Source organism: Cohnella soli (genome assembly GCF_042655525.1).
Classification (GTDB): Bacteria; Bacillota; Bacilli; order Paenibacillales; family Paenibacillaceae; genus Cohnella; species Cohnella soli.
The window spans coordinates 204384-223051 of sequence record NZ_JBHSMI010000025.1; the positions used below are offsets into that span (position 1 = coordinate 204384).

Here is an 18668-nt window from a genome sequence, read left to right on the forward strand (position 1 = left end):
GCGCCATGAGCGGCTTTGTACAGCAGGAAACGGCGCGGAAATAACCCGCGCCGTGCCATACTTTATTAATTATTTTGCGCCTACAGCCGTTTCAAGCTCTTTCAAGTATTCCGTATTGCCCAAGTCGCTGCTGCCCCATCCAGGCACGTATTGGGACAACTCGGCAGTCGTAATCACTTTATCCTTCGGCAACGCGTCTCGGTGTACGAAGATCGGCTCCAGCTGCACTTCCGGCGGCGTCGTATCGCCATGGAACTTTTGATAAAGGTACCGAACTTGAACCGTACCGATCGAAGCCGGGTCAACCGCTGCGGAAGCAACCCACGGGCTCGTCGGATCTTGAATCAGTTTCAAGTCTTCATCGCTCAAGTCGATGCCGTACACTTTGATTTCGTCGCGGCCGGCTTGTTTGATCGCGTTGGCGGCGCCTTTGGCGAATTCATCCCAAGATGCCCATACCGCCGTTATGTCGCCTTTGTTCGGATATTGTTTCAATACCGCTTCGAGCTTATTCTGCGTATCGAGTTGCGGGTTAGACGCATCGCCGAACGCAGCGATTTCTTTAATGCCCGTATTTTTCTCGATAAACGCTTTGTACGAAATTTGACGGCTTTCCATCGGAGGGAATCCGGCAACCCACACTTTAACGATGTTGCCTTTGCCGCCAGCTTCCTCGGCCAGCTTGTCCAAAGTCAATTGCGCCAGCAATTGGTCGTTCTGCGCGAGGTTCGTCACGCCTTCGACCGCATTCAAGCCGGAGTCGAACGCAACGATCGGAATTCCAGCCGCGATCGCGTTGTTTACGCCATTCGTCAGCGCCGCCGCATCGCCATGGTCGATGAGGATACCGTCGAACTTCTGCGTTACTGCAGAATCGAGGTTTGCTGCCATTTTAGCTAAGTCGTTGTCGGCTGTAAGCACTGTTACATTGCCGCCGTATTTCGCGATTTGCTTCTTCACGCCATCGACGTATTGCGCCGAGAACGTACCGGTGTTAAGCCTCATGATAAGAGCGATTTTCTTGCCTTTCAAGGCGTCTGCCGCGGGCGCAGCAGATGCGCTCTCGGACGGAGCGGCGGATGCCGAAGATGATGCGGAAGCCGAGCTTCCGGCGTTATTGTTTTCTTCCTTTTTGCCGCAGGCCGCAAGTACCAATACGAGCGCGAGTGCCAAAGCGAACCACGAAAATTTCAGTTTGCGTTGAGTCATTGTCTGATAGCCTCCCAAATCATATCTCTAGTAGATAAAATGACTATAAACGGTAATTCCGAGTATGTCAATCGGTTTTTAGTATTTTATTTTGAATTCCACTAGATTTGCATATCCACCCCATTGCCATCCATCATTTTAGGGTATTCGACACGATCTGACAATACCCGATACATTTTGGGCACTGCAAAAACCCCGATCGGCTTCCGCCGTCGGGGTTTCTCCATGCAAATATCCATGAATCAAGTTTACAAAATGATGGCGATCAAGCCGCCGGAGCCTTCGTTAATGATGCGTCCGAGCGTTTCTTGCAATTTGTAGCGGGCGTTGTCCGGCATCATAGCGATTTTGCCTTGGATGCCTTCGCGGACGATCGAATGGAGTGACCGACCGAAAATATCCGACTCCCAAATCTTGATCGGGTCCTTCTCGAAATCCTGCATCAAGTAACGAACGAGTTCCTCGCTTTGCTTCTCCGTACCGATGATCGGCGCGAATTCGGACTCGACATCGACGCGGATCATATGGATGGACGGAGCCGTCGCCTTGAGCCGTACGCCGAAACGCGAGCCTTGGCGGATCAATTCCGGCTCGTCGAGCACCATTTCCGCTAGGGAAGGCGCAGCGATGCCGTAGCCGGTCGTCTTGACCATCTCGAGCGCTTCTGCGAATCGATCATACTCGCGCTTCGCGTGGGAGAACTCCTGCATGAGCTGCAGCAGATGATCTTTGCCGCGAATTTCGGTACCGACGACTTCCATCAAAATTTTGTCGTACAACTCGTCAGGCGCGTACAGATCGATCTCGGCAACGCCTTGGCCATAGTTGATCCCGCTTAAACCCGCGCGAGCGACAAAATCATACTCCATAAACTGACCGACAACACGTTCAACATCGCGCAAACGTCTGATGTCCTTGACTGTATCGCGAACGGAATTCTCGTAGCTCGAACGGAGCCAGTGACCTTCGTTCAGCACCATAACCCAGCTTGGCAGATTCACGTTCACTTCGTGAACCGGGAACTCGTAGAGCACCTCGCGAAGGACGCCCATCACTTCTTCTTCGCCCATCGTTGCCGCGCTGACGGCCATAACAGGAATATCGTATTTCGCTGCCAATTCGCTGCGAAGCGCCTGCGCTTCTTCGCTCTTCGGACGCGCGGAGTTTACGATCAAGACGAACGGCTTGCCGACTTCCTTCAATTCGTTAACGACACGCTCTTCCGCGTCGACGTAAGCGCTGCGCGGAATTTCCGCGATAGAGCCATCCGTCGTGACGACGACGCCAAGCGTCGAATGTTCTTGAATGACTTTGCGGGTGCCTATCTCTGCCGCTTCCTGGAAAGGAATCGGATCATCGAACCACGGCGTCGTAATCATGCGCGGTCCGCCTTCGTCTTCAAATCCTTTGGCGCCTTCTACCGTATAACCGACGCAATCTACGAGCCTGACATTTACTTCAAGCCCTTCGGCGACTTTTAATTGAACGGCGTTGTTCGGCACGAACTTCGGTTCGGTCGTCATGATCGTGCGCCCGGCCGCGCTTTGCGGGAGTTCGTCGATCGCGCGTACCCGGTCGGCTTCATGCGCGATGTTCGGCAATACGACGGTTTCCATAAACCGTTTAATGAAGGTCGATTTGCCCGTTCGTACGGCACCCACGACCCCGAGGTAGATGTCGCCGCCGGTGCGTTCGGCGATATCCTTGAAAATGTCCACTTTTTCCACTAGAGATTCCCTCCCATCGTAATCGCGAAACTTTCGTGACCCGCCATAGGGCGGAACTCGTACACGAACTTGGACTAGTAACATTGTATGTGCGAACGACCCGAATATGACGCTCACGCGAAAAATGTTTGCCAAGCCGGCTATCGTCCCCGGCGCCTCGTCGTTTCCCCCATGAGCATATGAAAGAAGGCAGACGCGTATGACTTTCCATAGCGCGTTCCCGCAATATTATTGCAAACAAAGAAAAACCGCATCTTCGACCGACGCGGCTCGTCGGCGAAAATACGGTTTTCCGTTACTCGACTCTATGAATTGACGGCAATCGGGATAGGTTCTCCGTTCGTCCAGACGTACTCAGGAGACTTCACGGGCACATAATATGATTGCTCGATCAGTACGCGTCTTAGGTCTCCGCCCTGCTTCGGCTCGACGCCCGATTTCCGAACCGCTGTGGCAATGTCGATCGCATAGTCGACGAACACTTTGCCCTTATCGTTCAGCATTACGTTTAACGACTGGTTTGAATAGACACTCATCACATCCGGCGCTTTCACTCCGAGCTTATCGAAATCAATGGACGAATAGCCGGTGTAAAGCTCACCTTTGGAGGGCAGCTTGTCCTCGTGCGAGGCGCGGTATGCGTCTACTTTCTTCTGAATGTCGGAAATCGTCTGAAACGTTGCCACGTCGAGCAGCTTAACTTGCGGTTTCGTCTCTTCGTCGATAACGAGAAACTGATATTTGCCCCCGTTCTCGAATGCCGCAGACGGCACTTGGCCAAGGAAATCCATTCGTTTCAGCTTACCGAAATCAATTTTGTATTTCTCATACAACGGCACACTAGCGTCCGCGCTCTTAATCGGCAGCAAGCCCGATTGCTGCTGGAATCTGTCCACCGCATCTTGAACGGCTACCACCGCCTGTCTGACGGAACCGTCGTTGCCCGGCGTATTTTCTTCAGGATACAGACAACCTGTCAGTGCCAGCATGGTCAGAGCAATCAGCGTTACCGCCATCACTCGTATCCACTGCGTTGCTTTCATCGCTCCATTCCCCCGTTCCCTCTCATCTATCTAAACCAGTCATCATCTTCATTCTGTTCTGCCAGCTTCTTGCGGATCGCTGCCTTCAGCGGATCTTCAGGTACGACAACAGTCGCGTCGCCGGTTATTTTCGCCTGGCAGCTCAGACGGTAGCCTTCGCTGAGCTGCTGAGGTCCGAGCTTGTACGTCTCTGCCGCAGTCGGCGAATGAAAAGCTCCAGCATAATCGACTGGGACGTTCACCTTGCACATCAAGCAACCCGCAACGCCGCCGCATCGGGTCCGAATAGCGACGCCTGCGCGTCGCGAAGCTTCCAACAGTGTCGTACCCGGACGAACGGCGATTTTAGTCCCGTCCGGCAGAAACGTTACCGTTCTCGTCTTGCTCATCCGCTATCGCAGCCCCTTTCGCACCGTTTCGTTCGTCGCGAGCCGCGTACGTCCGCGCTGCAGCCGTAACCTCCTCGGATATGTGATTCCTCGCTAGCAGCTTTTCGAGCTGGGTAACGTGGAGGCGAGAATCGGCGGTTATAAGTGCGCCAACCATTTCCACTCTGTCGACGCGATCTCTTAGCAGATTAAAAACAAGCTCGTGGGCGAGCGGAACGAGAACGACGTTTTTCCCTGCGATTCGAACCTCATGTCCCATCGGATAGAGGAACTCGGACACTTCGGTCTTGTATACCGAATTTCTTGCGGCCACACGAAACTGTCCGACCAGTTCGACGACCGTTCCTCCGATATGATAATGCGATAAAATTGACCGATACTTGTCCGTCTCATCTTCTGCGGGCGCATCCAACGCGAACTCGCTCAGCCGCTCGTGAATCGCGCGAACGTCGTTCGCATCGGCATACAAGTCGACATCTCTAGGCGCGCGCCCCAGCTTAGCGCCGCGCAACGCAAGCCCCGTGCTGCCTCCAACGACCCAGCGCGCGCCGCTGCCTTCCAGCAGTTCCGCCAGCTTCGCTAGCGTCTCTTCCATACGTCCGGCGTCGTTCATGCGGACCACTTCCTATCTCCATTCAGAAATATGTTTTGTTTCTGGCCGCGATAACGCCGCTTGTCGCAACGACCGCCTGGCAGCCGAGCCGATAACCGGCATCCAGTTCTTCCGGTCCGAGCCTGTCCCATTCGGCATCCGTGTATTCCTCAAGCAGATCGGCTCCTTCAGTTACGATACACCTGCACTTGGCACAGGTTCCTCGGGAACAGTTGAACAGCCAATCCACGGACGCGTCGACGGCATGGTTCAGAAGCGTTCGGCCCGGCTTCGGCTCAACCGTTTTCGTGACCGTTTTTCCCATTAGCGTTAACAAGTTAAATCCCTCTCTATCCCCATTGTGCGATTACGTAAGGGCGACCAATTCAAATCCGCAACCATAAATTAAAATAATAACGGAAACAATCGTCAAGATGACGCGAATCCACCCTTTCGTTTTGCTTCTCGCAAAATAGATCAGCACCGCGGATACGATCATCAAGCCCATGCCGATAAAAGAAAACCACATTTTCATCATGCCGTCGAGCTTCGCCGCAGCCGTAAAAGCTTGAAACATCAAATACATGTCGAAGTTCCTCCGTCCAAGGAGTGCGATAAATGCATCATATTATACCATTTTGGCGAAACCTTCTCCACCGCTGCTTGCCGAAGTATGGCAATTGTCACGATACTTTGACAAAAAACGGCCCTTAATCGGCCAAAACCGATTAAGAACCGTTTTCGCGTTACTTCTTGATCATCATTTTCATAAGCGACTCCAAACCGCCCATGTTCATGCCGCTTTTTTTCACGGCAGCCACGATTTCCTTCACCGTATCTTCGGATACGGGAACGTTCGCCATCGTGGATACTTGCTTGATGAGCTGCCGGATTTGCGCTTCACTCTGCAACGTGTTGGAATTAACGCCGCTCGCGATTTTTTTGATCGAGTTCTCCGAAATGTTTTTGCCCGCTTTTTTGTTGACGGCGCCGAGCAAATCTTTAGGAAATTTGTCCATGCTTCCCCTCCTCCGGGTGATTGCCATGCATCCTATGAGGAGAAAAGCGGAAGCGTGTGGGCTCGTTGCCCGGACAGGAAAACAGGTTAGTATGCCCGAAGCATGGGCATGTTAACCCGGAATCCATTTTTCCTTGATTTCTTCGATCTCGTGCGTCTTGACGCGACCCATGAGTGCCTCGACGGCGCGATCCGGAGACAAACCTTCGAATAATACCGCATACAACTGCGCCATAATCGGCATTTCGACGTTGAATTGACGAGCAAGAGCATAAGCGGCTTTCGTTGTCCGCACGCCTTCGACGACCATTCCAATGCGCTCTTGAACTTCCGCTGCCGGAACGCCTTGCGCCAGTAGCGAACCTGCCCGCCAGTTGCGACTGTGCTTGCTCGTGCAAGTTGCAATCAGGTCGCCGACTCCTGCGATGCCTGCGAACGTTAGCGGATTCGCGCCCATCGCTGCGCCAAGACGAGCAATCTCGGCAAGTCCGCGGGTAATGAGCGCTGCTTTCGCATTATCGCCGAATCCAAGTCCGTCGGATAAGCCCGCGCCGAGCGCGATAATGTTTTTGATCGCCCCGGCCGTCTCGACGCCGACGGGATCCGGGTTCGTATAGACGCGGAAATATTCCCCGTTCATAAACAAATCTTGCGCCGCTTGCGCGCACGCGATGTCTTTGGCGGCGACGACAATCGTCGTCGGTAGCCGTTTGACGACTTCCTCCGCGTGGCTCGGTCCCGAGAGAACGACAATCTCGCCTTCAGGACGTTCCAACTCTTCGGCCAGCACCGTCGACATCCGCTTCAGACTGTCGATTTCAAATCCTTTCGTGGCGTGAATAACGAAAGAATCTTTATGTAAATGCGGCTTCGCCAAGCGGGCGACATCCCGCATCGCGGCGGACGGCGCCACGACAAGCACGGCCGTAGCGCCGGTCAGCGCCGCTGCCATGTCCGTCGTTGCCGAAATACCGGCCGGAAGCTCGGCGCTAGGTAAATACTTTTCGTTCGTTCGGTTATGGTTGATTTCATCCGCCTGTGCCGAGTTTCTCGTCCACAATGCGACGGAGTGGCCGTTATCCGCAAGAACTCGCGATAACGCCGTCCCCCAACTTCCTGCGACGAGCACCGCGACTTTAAGCGCCATGTGGCTCACCTTTCTTTCCTCCGCCAAGCTTATTCTCAGTGCCGTTTGCCAGCTTAACGATGTTTTTACGGTGTCTTACGAGCGCAAGTACGCCGACAACAACCGCTCCCCATACGTAAGCCGCGTTCAGATCGAACGCGTAAAAAAGAATCGGAAGCAAGACGCCGAGAATCATAGAGCCGAGCGATACGTATTTCGTCATTGCGATTACGGCGATAGCGGCGAGCCCCGCGATCAGGGTCGGCAGAAATCCCCAAATGACGAGAGCGCCAACGGTCGTCGCAATGCCTTTACCACCCTTAAAGCGGAAAAAGATAGGCCAGTTATGTCCGGCGATAGCCGCAAGGCCGCAAGCAACCGGAACCCAATGGTGCCCGTCGCCGAGTCCCATACCGATCAAAGCGCCTGCTGTACCTTTCGCAAAATCGAGCAAGAAGACAAGCAGCGCGGGACCTTTGCCAAGCACCCGCAACGTGTTCGTCGCTCCCGCGTTGCCGCTGCCGAAGTCGCGTATGTCGATTTTGCGCAGCCACCGAGCCATTAAAATGCTAAAGGAAACAGAACCTAATAAATAACTGACAATAATCGCGATAATCGCACTCAACGCGACGGCCTCCCCTAATCTTGATCGGATTTCTTACGGGTGAACAACCGAAGCGGCGTCCCCTCGAACGCGAACGCGGCGCGGATTTTATTCTCCAAGTAACGTTCATAAGAAAAATGCATCAATTCAGGGTCGTTAACAAAGATGAGCAGCGTCGGCGGTTTGACGGCGACTTGTGTCACGTAATTGATGCGCAGTCTGCGGCCTTTGTCCGTCGGCGGCGGATTCATCGCGACCGCATCGGATATAATGTCGTTCAGCACATTTGTCGGAATGCGAAGCGCATGCTGCTCGGCTACATGGTTAACGACCGGGAGCAGCTTGCTGAGCCGGGACTTCGTGAGCGCGGACAAATATACGACTGGCGCGTACGACATAAACAGGAAGTTGTCGCGGATCGTGTTCGTGAAATGCTGCATCGTCTTGTCATCTTTCTCGACGGCGTCCCATTTGTTAACAACAAATACCGCGGCTTTACCGTTCTCATGCGCATAACCTGCAATATGCTTGTCTTGCTCGATAATGCCTTCCTCGCCGTTAATGACGACAAGCACGACATCCGCTCGTTCGATCGCTTGCATCGACCTCATGACACTGTACTTCTCCGTCGTCTCGTACACTTTGCCGCGCTTACGCATGCCAGCCGTATCGATAAGCACGTATTTCTGGCCGTCCTTCTCGAACGGCGTATCGATCGCATCTCTCGTCGTACCAGCGATATTGCTGACGATAACGCGCTCTTCGCCGAGTATGGCATTGACAAGCGACGACTTGCCGACGTTCGGCCGCCCGATTAGCGCGACCTTAATGACGTCGTCGTTATAGACGATGTCTTCCTTCACCGGAAGCTGGGAGACGGCAGCATCCAACAAATCTCCGATGCCCGTGCCGTGAGAGCCGGACAATGGGATCGGTTCGCCGAAGCCGAGGGAGTAAAATTCGTAAATGTCTTCCATCCGCTGCATGTTGTCCACTTTATTAATGCCGAGCACGATCGGCTTGCGCGATCTGAACAGCATTTGCGCGACTTCTTCGTCCGAATGCGTGACGCCGGCTTTGGCATCCGCCATAAATATGATGACGTCGGCTTCTTCGATAGCGAGTTCCGCCTGTGCGCGCACGGAACGCAACAAGCTGTCCTCCCCGTCGATCTCGATGCCTCCGGTATCGATAACGCTGAATGCTATGCCATTCCACTCGCCAGTGCCGTAGAGCCGGTCTCGCGTAACGCCCGGCTTATCTTCGACAATCGCAAGCCGGTCGCCAATGATCCGGTTAAATATCGTCGATTTGCCGACGTTCGGCCTACCGACGATGGCGATTACGGGTCTTGCCATATTTTCACTCCTTAACTGGTCATAACGCTTTAGCCGCCTTGTTACTGACAGCTGTTAAAAACAACCACAACTTTCATCATACCAAAAATCGTCCTTCTTGGCTAACGATTCTTCGTTATCGCCGCTAGACTTCACCGATAATCAGTGACGATCGACGATGATGAACATATCGGGATGAACTTCGTGCGCCGCGCAGTCAAGAACCTTCTCCAGAAGATGGGACACCTTCTGCAGATCAGTTCTGTCCTTCGCGATAAAAATGGGCGCCCCGCCGGCGACGCTGTCTTTAACGGTCGTTACGATGCCTACAATTTTAGCCAACGGCGTTCCCCTCCGTGCTTTTTCTGTTCGCCTTTGTCGGCTTTCGGACGGCCGCTTCGAGCAGAGGAACGTTGCAAACCGCCTGATATGCCTTGTCATGGTCCTTCTCCCTAGGAAGCACAAGGACACCGAGCTTCCCCGTCCCGAGCCCAAGCTTCGCGATCGGAAGCAGCGCTGGGTCGCCGTCGTCCCGGTAAACGCCAAGCCTCGTCGAAACATCGTGAAGTATGGCTTGACGTTGCCCCAAGTTGGCAATCGTCACTTTGGCGTCGTCGCTTTTGGGCGTTAACACAAACCCGAACCCTTGCTCCCGAATGATCTCACGGTTCTCGTCCAAGCCCACGTTCATCATGTACACGTCTCCGACATATAGGTTGGGCCCGTCCAGTTTTACCGGCACTCTTTCGATATTAGCGATATGCGCGATCACTTTCCCCTTCATAAAGAAATGTATGATGAACAGCAGCAGCACTCCCGCAATCGCCCCCGCCCACCATGTTGAGAGCATGACCACGAGACTGGTAACGAACGCCGTCAAAATCGCCAAGTAATTCCTGCCCTCGAATACAACGGCGATACCTTCAATGTAAGCCGCTCCGCGCGGTACCAGCTCCAAATGATCAATCGCCGTTAATGTGTTTCGTTCCATATTGCGGACTTCCCTGAATTGCTGGGCGGCAAGCGACAGGAATGTAATCGCCGTGTAGTTTTTGTTATACAACGCCGGAACCGCAACCGAGCCCAAAGCGCCTGCAATCAACCCGAGCGCCAGATGAATGATTTTGCCATGCGGGTACGCCGGATATTGACGGTAATCGCTTCGAAGCATCGTCATTCTCGCCGCCAGACCGAATGCTGTCCCCATCGTCACGCCTATCAATTCGTGATGCGAACTAATCCAACTGTGCATTGCCCGTTATCCCCCTCTTCGGTTACCCCATCCCGGGATCCATCTGCTCGCCTTCACCGCGATCGCGTCGACGCCAATCGACCATAAGCGGGCTGCAAGCACCGCTGTCCACCATGCTTCCGTCCATTCCGTTGCCCAGGAAGAATGTGCTACGACATCCGAACCTCTCACGATCGCCAGCAACCCGACGTTAGCGTAAAGCGCTACCGATATGGCCAGAACTTGCTCCGCAGAAGTTCGAAGAAACAATGCCGCCACCCAACCAATCATCACCGCCATAAGCCACATTGTCATCTCTCGCGGGTAACCTCCCGGGTACGAGGCAAGCCGATTAAACAATAAGTAAACGGCACCAAGCAGTACACCCGAAGATAGCGCCGTCCATTTGCGCGCTCCAGGTGTCGTCACGGCCAGCACGAGGACAGCTAGCAGCGTCCATGCCCAAGCACCGTTAATGTCGCCATAAGTAGTTGACACATCGATACGCAGCAACAACGGCCATCCGGCTAAAAACACCCCTACGAACCAGCGCGGTACACGGCCTCTTGGCTCTTCTCTCCACCCGCTCCACCAAAGCACTGCGGCAAACAGCCATAAAAATGCCGAACCGTACGACGGCGACATTCCCCCACCTCCATAAAGGTAGTATGCGCCATAAAGAGAGAAACACGTCTCTTCTTGCAAGGGCGTTTAAGAACATCAAAAAATCGACCCCCTTAAGGAGGTCGATTCGATGGCAGCCGTTATGGCTTATTTGAATTTGCTCAGTTTGTCGCCGAAGCGCTCGCCGAGATTAAAGCTCATGTTCTCGACAGGAGGCAGGTTTGCCTCTTCGCGACGCTCGCGCGGTGCACGAGGTTCGCGGTGTTCGCGCTCAGGACGCGCAGGCGCTTCTTCCGTCTCCTTGATGGACAACGAAACACGCTTCTCGGCAGGGTTGAAGTCAAGCACTTTCGCTTGAACTTCTTGACCTTCCTTCAGCACTTCGAACGGAGTCGCCACGTGACGGTGAGCGATTTGGGAAATGTGCACGAGGCCTTCGACGCCTGGCGCGATTTCAACGAACGCGCCGAAGCTTACGAGACGTTTCACGACGCCGGTCACGATGTCGCCAATGTTGAATTTGCCCGTCGCGCTCTCCCAAGGACCCGGTTGAGCCGCTTTGATGCTGAGAGAGATTTTGCCGAGCGAAGGATCAACCTTCAGCACTTTAACTTTAACTTCCTGGCCTTCGGACACGGCATCAGCCGGATGCGCAACGTGAGACCAGGCAATTTCAGAGACGTGCACGAGGCCGTCGATGCCACCGATGTCTACGAATACGCCAAACGGAGTCAAACGTTGAACTTTGCCTTCGAGCACTTGGCCCGGTTGCAGCGTGCTCATGATTTGTTGCTTCTGCGCTTCATATTCCGCGTCAAGTACGTCTTTCGCGGAAAGGATAACTTTGTTGTTCTCGCGGTCGATTTCTTTCACTTTGACTTTCAGCGTACGGCCTTTGTAACCGGAGAAATCTTCAACGAAATGACGCTCAACCATCGAAGCTGGAATAAATCCGCGAACGCCGACGTCAGCGACAAGGCCGCCTTTGACGACATCGGTAATCGTAACTTCGAATGCTTCGCCGCCATCGAACTTCGCTTGAAGATCGTCCCACGCACGCGGGCTGTCGACTTGGCGTTTGGACAGGACGAGCGATTCTTTGGCATCGTTGATGCTGACGACTTTCGCTTCGACTTCCTGGCCGATTTTCACTGCATCGCCTGCATTGTCCAAATTAACGGACGAAAGCTCGCGCAACGGAATGACGCCGTCGTATTTATATCCAAGGCTGATGTACGCTTGGTTATCCTCGATTTTGACTACCGTTCCTTTCACGGTGTCGCCTTTTTTCAAGGTCACGAGATTTTCCAGTGCATCCTGGCTCACCGTTTCCGTAGCCGGTTCTACGGCAGCCGTTTCCTGGACGTTGATTTCTTCAGACATGAAAATTACCTCCTCAGTTCTACCCCAACTTTATTTAAACCCGCTTCATGGCGGCGCTTAAATCATAATCATCCAAATAATGCCTTTAGTATGAGAACATCTCATTAAAAACATGCATTCGTCAAGATGCCGGACGACCGGTTTGAACCATTTCGCGGATGCGCGACATAATCAACTCCGTCGCAGCCTCCATGCCTTCCGTCGTCCCTTGCTCCGCGAACGGTTTCAAATCGATCGGCGCGCCGTACACCGCAATCATCTTGCGGAACGGCTTATAGTTGCCGACAAGTGCTACCGGTACAACGATCGCTTCAGCGCGCATTGCCATCGTAACTGCACCGCGCTTGCCCATGCCGACCGTCTCGTTGCGCGTCCCTTCCGGGAAAATGCCCATCACCTTGCCGCTTTGAAGCAGCGCAATGGCCGTACGGATCGCTTCTTTGCTGACGCCTCCGCGTTTGACGGGGAATGCGCCGAGCGCCCTGATCAGCCTTCCAAAGAGAGGAACCTTGAACAGCTCTTCCTTGGCCATATAGTGAACTTTGCGGGGGACATAAACTCCCAAAGTGATTGGATCTTGCAAGCTCTTATGATTGCTGCACAACACAACCGGGCCTTCGCGCGGGATCTGATCGACCCCTCTCACTTCCAGGCGATACAATAAAAAGTAAATGGCTCGGAGAAGGGCTCTTGCAATCCGATATAACATAATTTACTTCTCCTCCGCCGAATTGGTGCTCGCCGCGGCAACCGCCCACCGAACGATTTGTTCGGCGACTTGTTCGATCGACATCCCCGTCGAATCGAGCAGGTTCGCGTCTGCTGCTTGAACGAGCGGAGCGATTTCCCGCTCCCGATCCAGTCTGTCGCGCTCTTCGATCTCGCGTTCCAGTTGATCCAGAGAAATGCCGGACGCCGGGTCGAGCTCAAGAAACCTGCGTTGCGCGCGTTCCCTTGGCGAAGCTGTCAAAAACACTTTCAATTCGGCGCCGGGCAGCACGTGAGTGCCGATATCCCTGCCATCCATGACAACGCCTTTGTCCTGTGCCATCAACCGCTGAAGTTCGGCCATTCTGGAACGAACGCCTTCAGAGCGAGCGACGTAAGAGACGTTGCGGTTGATCTCAAGCGAGCGCAAACGCGATGTGACGTCTTCGCCGTTAACCAGAACGCGCTGGCCGTCTTCGCCCGGCAGCAGAACAATATCCAGCTTCTGCGCGAACAAACCGACATTCCATTCGTCGTCGCTGGCGATGCCCGCTTCGAGCGCTTTCAGCGTTACCGCTCGGTACATGGCGCCCGTGTCTACATAAATATAGTGAAGCGCCTTCGCGGCCAGCCGCGCGACCGTGCTCTTGCCGGCGCCCGCCGGACCGTCGATGGCGATGTTGATTCGAGAAAGTTGCTTTGCATTCATGACGGAACGACTGGCCTCCTAAATAAACGAGAACACTGAGATAGAATCAGAAAAAATAAGGCAGGCGGAGCCTGCAGTTACGGAGAAAATTATACCACACCACCACCAGCGATGCAAAAAAGTCGACGAAGGAGACAAAAATCGCTCACCTCGTCGACTGTCTGAACGGGATACCTTCGGCGCGATCCGCCGACGTTATGTGCCTGCGAATCGCCGGGGACTGCAGCAGCAATTGAGAGACGACGAGCAACGCGACGAGAGCGATAATAGCGCGCGCCAATATTTTCTCCACCTGACCGGACCATTTGCGAAATGCGGAGGAATAATCGTCGTAACCTCGATCTTCTTGCTGACGAGTTGAAATGTTTTGTGGAGCCATTATGCTTTGCCGCCTTTCAAGCAAAAACGCCATCGGCGTCTATCAAGACGCCGGGTCAGCTAAGCGACCGCGTACGCTTGCCGAGAGGCGGCGCCAACTTAATCTTTGCGCATGTCTAGTTGACGCTCGAAGCAGTAACGGATAATCTTCTGCTGATCGCCGTCGATGATATCCTTGAACCTCATCATAACGAGATGTTTATCCGGTTCTGCGGATAGCACGCGAACGACTTCACCTTCGAACTTGGCGTGTGCGATCGCGCCGCTCTTATAATTTAATAATAGCCAACAACTAAGCACCGCATTCTGAACAATTGGCCATCTTCGTTCACACATGAACGAGACGCCTCCGCCGCCCACGTCTTCGGTTACCGCGACGAAACGAAGCTTGTCTCCGATTCTAACCGCGATTTCCAAATTCGCTTCCACGCGAAGGAAACTCCTTCGCTGATCTTTCGTAATCTCCTCGAGCTGCGGCTTGCGAATAGAGACGAGATGGACTTTCTCCTTACGAAACCCGGTCACTTCGCTAGAGAATAAGTGCTTCACGCCGTCCTGCGTGAAAAAATAAATCTGAAACTGCTCCCCAAGCTGCGAACGGTAAAGAGCGCGAGTATTCTCGTTTAAGGGCACCTCGATAAAAATGTTTCCGCCATCCATATCCGCAACTCTGGAACGAAGCGTAAGCGGCTCGCCGTTTAACGCCGTCTGTATGTACATCGTCTGATTAATCTTCGGAAGCACCCGTAACCCTCCACCTATTTGGCCCGACGTCCGGACAAGCCCGGAACTTAGCCTCATTATAGCATGGCGAAGGTCGTTAAGTAACCAAGCAAAAAACGCGCCCCGCTTGGCCATCTTCGGCCTGACGGAGCGCGTCTCCCGATTATTTGTATATCGGTTTGGCTGCATCGGGAATTTCCTCGATGCTCTCTTCCATGCCCGTTTCGGCGCTCATAAAGATGCGATATCGGCGGTTGTCGATTTTGCCATCGAATTCGTGGCAAAGAACGGGTTCTCTCAAATCGTTCTCGATCAGCGTCAGGGAGTAATTCTCGACTTTGAAATCTGGATTCAGCCCGGACTGAGCTTGTTGCTTCGTCACTTTCGGTTTGCCGGGATCGAGAAGCTTCTTGGCAAAGACGTGATCCGAAGCTTGCAAGCCAACGATTTCGCCGTTATCGAGCGCAACTCTGACCGTCACTTTGTCCGAGAAGTTGCGAACGCCGCCCACCATCTGTGCGTAAGTAAACACAGAGACGTGGTCGTACTCGTCGTATGTCACAGGCGTCATGTCCTTGTAACCGTGCCGCAACAGAAATTGCGATCCTTTGTTGCGTGCCGTGTCGAAATTCAGTTTTCGGGACTTCACCTGACGCGGGTTCATGAACCAGAGAAGATGGCCGCCTTTGCGCGTGTAATCCATCTGGATGTGAACGTCGCCGTGGCCTTTTACGCTCAGGGAATAAACCGGCATGTCGGTTTTTCCGCCAGATTCGGACACTTTTACTTCCGCGCCCGACGATTGAGATCCGAGGAAGTCAAGCGCCTTGTGTGTCACTTCTTCCGGGGTCATATCTTTTCCTTCCAGTCCGGCTGTGGACAGCTTACGATCTGTCGACATGGCGGACGGCCCCCATCCGGTTTCCGGGTACTCGCCCATTTGCTTGTCAACAGATTTGAATCCGTCGATGATCATGTTGTCGTGAGGTCCGTTGGCGCTCGCCATCGCGACTTCGACATCCATCCAGCGGAGCCTGTCGGAGATAACGGCTTCCTGCACCTTGTTCAGTTGCTCGTTAACGGAACCCGCCGTCGTGTACAGCGACTTCATCATTTTCATCTCGTCATTCGTAAGCGGCTTCTTCGTCAAATCCCTTACAGACGTTCTGTAGGCGAAGCTAGATAGGCGCGCCAGGAACTGGTCGGCCTTATTAAACGGCAACATCGCAAGCGGCAACTGATTGATTTCGTTCTGTGCTTGGCTCGTCAGGCGCCAAATGTTGACCAGCCCCTTGCGCTGCATCCCTTGAGACGCGGACGACACGGCAAGCGTCTGACCGAGTTGCTGCTGAAGCTTGCCCATATGACTGTTCAGATCGTGGAACGCGCGCTGATACTGGTTTTCCGCCTTGATCAAAACCGCATTTTTCTCCTGATGCTCCTGGTATCCCCAGAATAGCGCCCCTGCAAACAGCAGTGCGGCAATCGGGAACATGATGGAACTTAAACGTGCATACATGTACGGCCGACCCCTTTCATTCCCTTACGGTATTGCCGTTATTGTGGGAAAAAGGTTAAGTCTTTATGCGGGAATCCGCAAGGATCGTCTTTACATGCAAAAGCGCCCGTCCTACTCAGACGAGCGCTTCTTCCTCGATGTCGAAATCTTCTGAGTTATTGCATATGCATTGCTTAAATCCCGTATCTACGCGTCCGCGCTCCTTGCGTCCCCTAAGGACAAATTTCTCGTTGCAGCGGTTGCACCTGATCGTAATTTTTAACCGGTTGGACACCGCTCACCCTCCTCTGCCGGATGTTCCCACACCCAGTATGGACGGATCGGTCAAGATTTAATCTCTTCCTCCCGTTTGAGGAACCTGAACGGCGAGACGGCGTTGGCGCTGTTCACCTTCCGCATGCCCCAGAACCATAAGATAAACATAAAAGGAACGACAAGCCAGATCCACGCTGAAGAGACAGTGACCATAATGAAATCGTACAGTCCGTGCCACAATATCGGGAGCAGCAAGGCGAGCCATAAATGCAATTTGATGTTCTTCCCGACAGAAAACCTCGCCTTGCCTAATGAGTAACCCATAAACACGCCAAACAAAGCATGTCCTGAAACAGGCAACAGCGCGCGCATCATCAGGTTGCCGAACGTGGCAGGCTGCATGAACGCGTACAGCACATTTTCAAGCGTCGCGAAGCCGAGCGACACGGCGACCGCATAAACAATTCCGTCGTAAGGCTCATCGAATTCCGTATGGTTGTAGATCATATGATACAACACGAACCATTTGAAAAATTCTTCTACGCCCGCAGAGATGACGAAAGCGAACGTAAACGGCGAATCTCCGAGCCATAACGTCAAGCTGCGCTGGACGATCATGATCGGGAGCACGATGAGCATGCCGGTCAGGAACATCCGGAGCACGATCGGCACAGGTTCGGTGTCATAACGGTCTTTCCAGTAAAAATAAGCAAGCAGCGCGATGCCTGGGACGATCGACGCAGCGAGAACCGATACGAGCGGCATGAAGTTCCCTCCCTCCTCGTCTCCCTATTATAACAGCAATCGGACTCGCGGTAGAAAGGAACTTTTTGTGGTGATTACGTAAAAAAAGAAAAAGCCCCTCAAAAGGGGCTAATGGCTTCGAACAAAAGGCCAAAGTCAATCCGCGAAGTGCTCGGCTAGCGTCTTCACAGCGTCTGACGCAATGATCAGCTTGCCGTATTCCTCAAGCACGGCGGGAGTAATCGATGTCGCTTCTCCGTACTCCGCGAGCACGGCAATCAGGGCGTGATATTCAGAAGTCTCCAAGCCGGCAGGATCGAAGATGAGAACCCACTGGTTCTGGTATCGGTACATCTTTCCATCTTCCGTCAGACGGCCGACTAGCGTCTTCGCCGCGCCGATCGCGTCTTCAATGTCCCTGAAACGATATATGATGGCTTCGCTCTGTTCGAGCGTCACTTCCAATTCATACACTTCTTCTTCGTCTTCCGTGTGGGTTTCGGCGTCACGTTCCAGCTTGCCGCGAGTTACGATAACGACCATTCCTTGCGCGGGCATTGCGAACACTTCGACCGCGAGCGGCCCCGAAGCGTCGAATCCGAGCTCGTTATAGGCTTGATCCATCATTTCGCTGAAAAGCTCGTGCACTTTCGGTATTTCCCGCCACATATCTTCCTTCTGGATCCCGCGTTCCGTCAAATCGTCGAACGTGAGGAAAATCCGAATTTTGTCCTGACTAAGACGTTCCATCCTCATGGCAGGATCCTCCTTCTGTGGGTGATAACAGCTTATGAATATGGATATGATGCGTGAATGAAACTTTGGCTTTAGATTATGTTATCATTTCTCAACCCGAAATGCACTAGTGAAAACAAAAACGGCGCCTGTCCCCCTTGTTCGGGAAAGACGGGCGCCGTCTCGATTGCAACGAAAAATGACTAAAACCGGTGGTCCGTATTTTGATCGTGCATTTCATGCATAACGCCTTCTGTCATGCGCTCCGCTTTGGATGCCGCTCGCTTAAAGCTGCTGGCGAACTTCATATTAAGCGCCTTCTCGATGGCATCGTCCTTCATATCGCTCATTCGCTGTCTCAACTGGCCGCCGACGTTTGCCGCTACGGCAGACATCATCCGGTTCCGTCTAACCATCATGACGACCGCCGCCCCCGCCAAACCACCTATGATGAAAGTCCCGAGTTTCATTTGCCACCTCCTTAGTACCTTTATTGTTGCCGCGCCGCCGAAGGTCATGCGCCATCAAAATAAGGAAACCCGCTCGATGTCGAACGATAAAGGAAATGTGATACAATCGAAAAGCCCGATCGTGCGGACTGCCGCCGCGAAACG

Annotated in this window: 24 protein-coding genes; all 24 read right to left on the bottom strand. The window is 53.4% G+C overall.

Annotated elements, in window-relative coordinates:
- Positions 1 to 69: 69 nt before the first annotated feature.
- Positions 70 to 1209, bottom strand: a complete 1140-nt coding sequence (locus ACFPOF_RS13850) for a sugar ABC transporter substrate-binding protein (protein ID WP_378133544.1) — start codon at positions 1207 to 1209, stop codon at positions 70 to 72.
- Between the two features lie 248 nt (positions 1210 to 1457).
- Positions 1458 to 2936 (bottom strand): stage IV sporulation protein A, encoded by a 1479-nt coding sequence (gene spoIVA / locus ACFPOF_RS13855; RefSeq protein WP_378133546.1) that lies wholly within the window; start codon positions 2934 to 2936, stop codon positions 1458 to 1460.
- A 305-nt stretch (positions 2937 to 3241) separates the two neighbouring features.
- On the bottom strand, positions 3242 to 3979 hold the full coding sequence (locus ACFPOF_RS13860; protein WP_378133548.1) for a hypothetical protein: 738 nt from the start codon (positions 3977 to 3979) through the stop codon (positions 3242 to 3244).
- Positions 3980 to 4005: 26 nt separating this feature from the next.
- On the bottom strand, positions 4006 to 4368 hold the full coding sequence (locus ACFPOF_RS13865) for a 2Fe-2S iron-sulfur cluster-binding protein (protein ID WP_378133550.1): 363 nt from the start codon (positions 4366 to 4368) through the stop codon (positions 4006 to 4008).
- The gene (locus tag ACFPOF_RS13870; protein WP_378133552.1) at positions 4325 to 4981 is read right to left on the bottom strand and encodes a nucleotidyltransferase domain-containing protein; all 657 of its coding nucleotides are present in this window, start codon (positions 4979 to 4981) and stop codon (positions 4325 to 4327) included. Before ACFPOF_RS13870 ends, ACFPOF_RS13865 begins: the two co-directional genes overlap by 44 nt.
- Before the next feature lie 22 nt (positions 4982 to 5003).
- Entirely contained in the window at positions 5004 to 5297 is a 294-nt protein-coding gene (locus tag ACFPOF_RS13875) for a 2Fe-2S iron-sulfur cluster-binding protein (RefSeq protein ID WP_378133554.1), read from the bottom strand.
- A gap of 30 nt (positions 5298 to 5327) precedes the next feature.
- A complete protein-coding gene (locus tag ACFPOF_RS13880) occupies positions 5328 to 5546 on the bottom strand; it encodes a DUF2768 family protein (protein ID WP_378133556.1) in 219 nt (72 codons plus the stop codon).
- Between the two features lie 160 nt (positions 5547 to 5706).
- Positions 5707 to 5979 (bottom strand): stage VI sporulation protein F, encoded by a 273-nt coding sequence (locus ACFPOF_RS13885; RefSeq protein WP_378133558.1) that lies wholly within the window; start codon positions 5977 to 5979, stop codon positions 5707 to 5709.
- Between the two features lie 111 nt (positions 5980 to 6090).
- Positions 6091 to 7125, bottom strand: a complete 1035-nt coding sequence (locus ACFPOF_RS13890) for an NAD(P)H-dependent glycerol-3-phosphate dehydrogenase (protein ID WP_378134406.1) — start codon at positions 7123 to 7125, stop codon at positions 6091 to 6093.
- Positions 7115 to 7729 (bottom strand): glycerol-3-phosphate 1-O-acyltransferase PlsY, encoded by a 615-nt coding sequence (plsY, locus tag ACFPOF_RS13895; RefSeq protein ID WP_378133560.1) that lies wholly within the window; start codon positions 7727 to 7729, stop codon positions 7115 to 7117. The genes ACFPOF_RS13890 and plsY overlap by 11 nt, the downstream gene beginning before the upstream one ends.
- Before the next feature lie 14 nt (positions 7730 to 7743).
- A complete protein-coding gene (gene der / locus ACFPOF_RS13900; RefSeq protein ID WP_378133562.1) occupies positions 7744 to 9066 on the bottom strand; it encodes a ribosome biogenesis GTPase Der in 1323 nt (440 codons plus the stop codon).
- A gap of 141 nt (positions 9067 to 9207) precedes the next feature.
- Positions 9208 to 9387: a capping complex subunit for YIEGIA gene (locus ACFPOF_RS13905; protein ID WP_378133564.1), complete on the bottom strand. Its 180-nt coding sequence runs from the start codon at positions 9385 to 9387 to the stop codon at positions 9208 to 9210.
- Positions 9380 to 10297, bottom strand: a complete 918-nt coding sequence (locus ACFPOF_RS13910; RefSeq protein WP_378133566.1) for a YIEGIA family protein — start codon at positions 10295 to 10297, stop codon at positions 9380 to 9382. Before ACFPOF_RS13910 ends, ACFPOF_RS13905 begins: the two co-directional genes overlap by 8 nt.
- 6 nt (positions 10298 to 10303) lie before the next feature.
- Positions 10304 to 10921, bottom strand: coding sequence for a hypothetical protein (locus tag ACFPOF_RS13915; protein ID WP_378133568.1), 618 nt, complete (start codon positions 10919 to 10921; stop codon positions 10304 to 10306).
- 126 nt (positions 10922 to 11047) lie between these two features.
- A complete protein-coding gene (rpsA, locus tag ACFPOF_RS13920; RefSeq protein ID WP_378133570.1) occupies positions 11048 to 12283 on the bottom strand; it encodes a 30S ribosomal protein S1 in 1236 nt (411 codons plus the stop codon).
- Between the two features lie 121 nt (positions 12284 to 12404).
- A complete protein-coding gene (locus ACFPOF_RS13925) occupies positions 12405 to 12992 on the bottom strand; it encodes a lysophospholipid acyltransferase family protein (protein ID WP_378133572.1) in 588 nt (195 codons plus the stop codon).
- Positions 12993 to 12995: 3 nt separating this feature from the next.
- Complete coding sequence (gene cmk, locus ACFPOF_RS13930; RefSeq protein WP_378133574.1) at positions 12996 to 13700, bottom strand: (d)CMP kinase; 705 nt, start codon at positions 13698 to 13700, stop codon at positions 12996 to 12998.
- Positions 13701 to 13845: 145 nt separating this feature from the next.
- Entirely contained in the window at positions 13846 to 14079 is a 234-nt protein-coding gene (locus ACFPOF_RS13935) for a hypothetical protein (protein WP_378133576.1), read from the bottom strand.
- 98 nt (positions 14080 to 14177) lie between these two features.
- On the bottom strand, positions 14178 to 14822 hold the full coding sequence (locus ACFPOF_RS13940; protein WP_378133578.1) for a flagellar brake protein: 645 nt from the start codon (positions 14820 to 14822) through the stop codon (positions 14178 to 14180).
- Between the two features lie 142 nt (positions 14823 to 14964).
- Positions 14965 to 16320, bottom strand: coding sequence for a germination protein YpeB (gene ypeB / locus ACFPOF_RS13945; protein WP_378133580.1), 1356 nt, complete (start codon positions 16318 to 16320; stop codon positions 14965 to 14967).
- A gap of 115 nt (positions 16321 to 16435) precedes the next feature.
- Positions 16436 to 16594, bottom strand: a complete 159-nt coding sequence (locus ACFPOF_RS13950; protein WP_378133582.1) for a hypothetical protein — start codon at positions 16592 to 16594, stop codon at positions 16436 to 16438.
- A gap of 50 nt (positions 16595 to 16644) precedes the next feature.
- Positions 16645 to 17340, bottom strand: coding sequence for a glutamic-type intramembrane protease PrsW (prsW, locus tag ACFPOF_RS13955; RefSeq protein ID WP_378133584.1), 696 nt, complete (start codon positions 17338 to 17340; stop codon positions 16645 to 16647).
- A gap of 135 nt (positions 17341 to 17475) precedes the next feature.
- Complete coding sequence (locus ACFPOF_RS13960; RefSeq protein ID WP_378133586.1) at positions 17476 to 18075, bottom strand: genetic competence negative regulator; 600 nt, start codon at positions 18073 to 18075, stop codon at positions 17476 to 17478.
- Between the two features lie 182 nt (positions 18076 to 18257).
- Positions 18258 to 18524 carry a hypothetical protein gene (locus tag ACFPOF_RS13965; RefSeq protein WP_378133588.1) on the bottom strand — a complete coding sequence of 89 codons (267 nt, stop codon included), beginning with the start codon at positions 18522 to 18524 and terminating at the stop codon, positions 18258 to 18260.
- Positions 18525 to 18668: the final 144 nt, after the last annotated feature.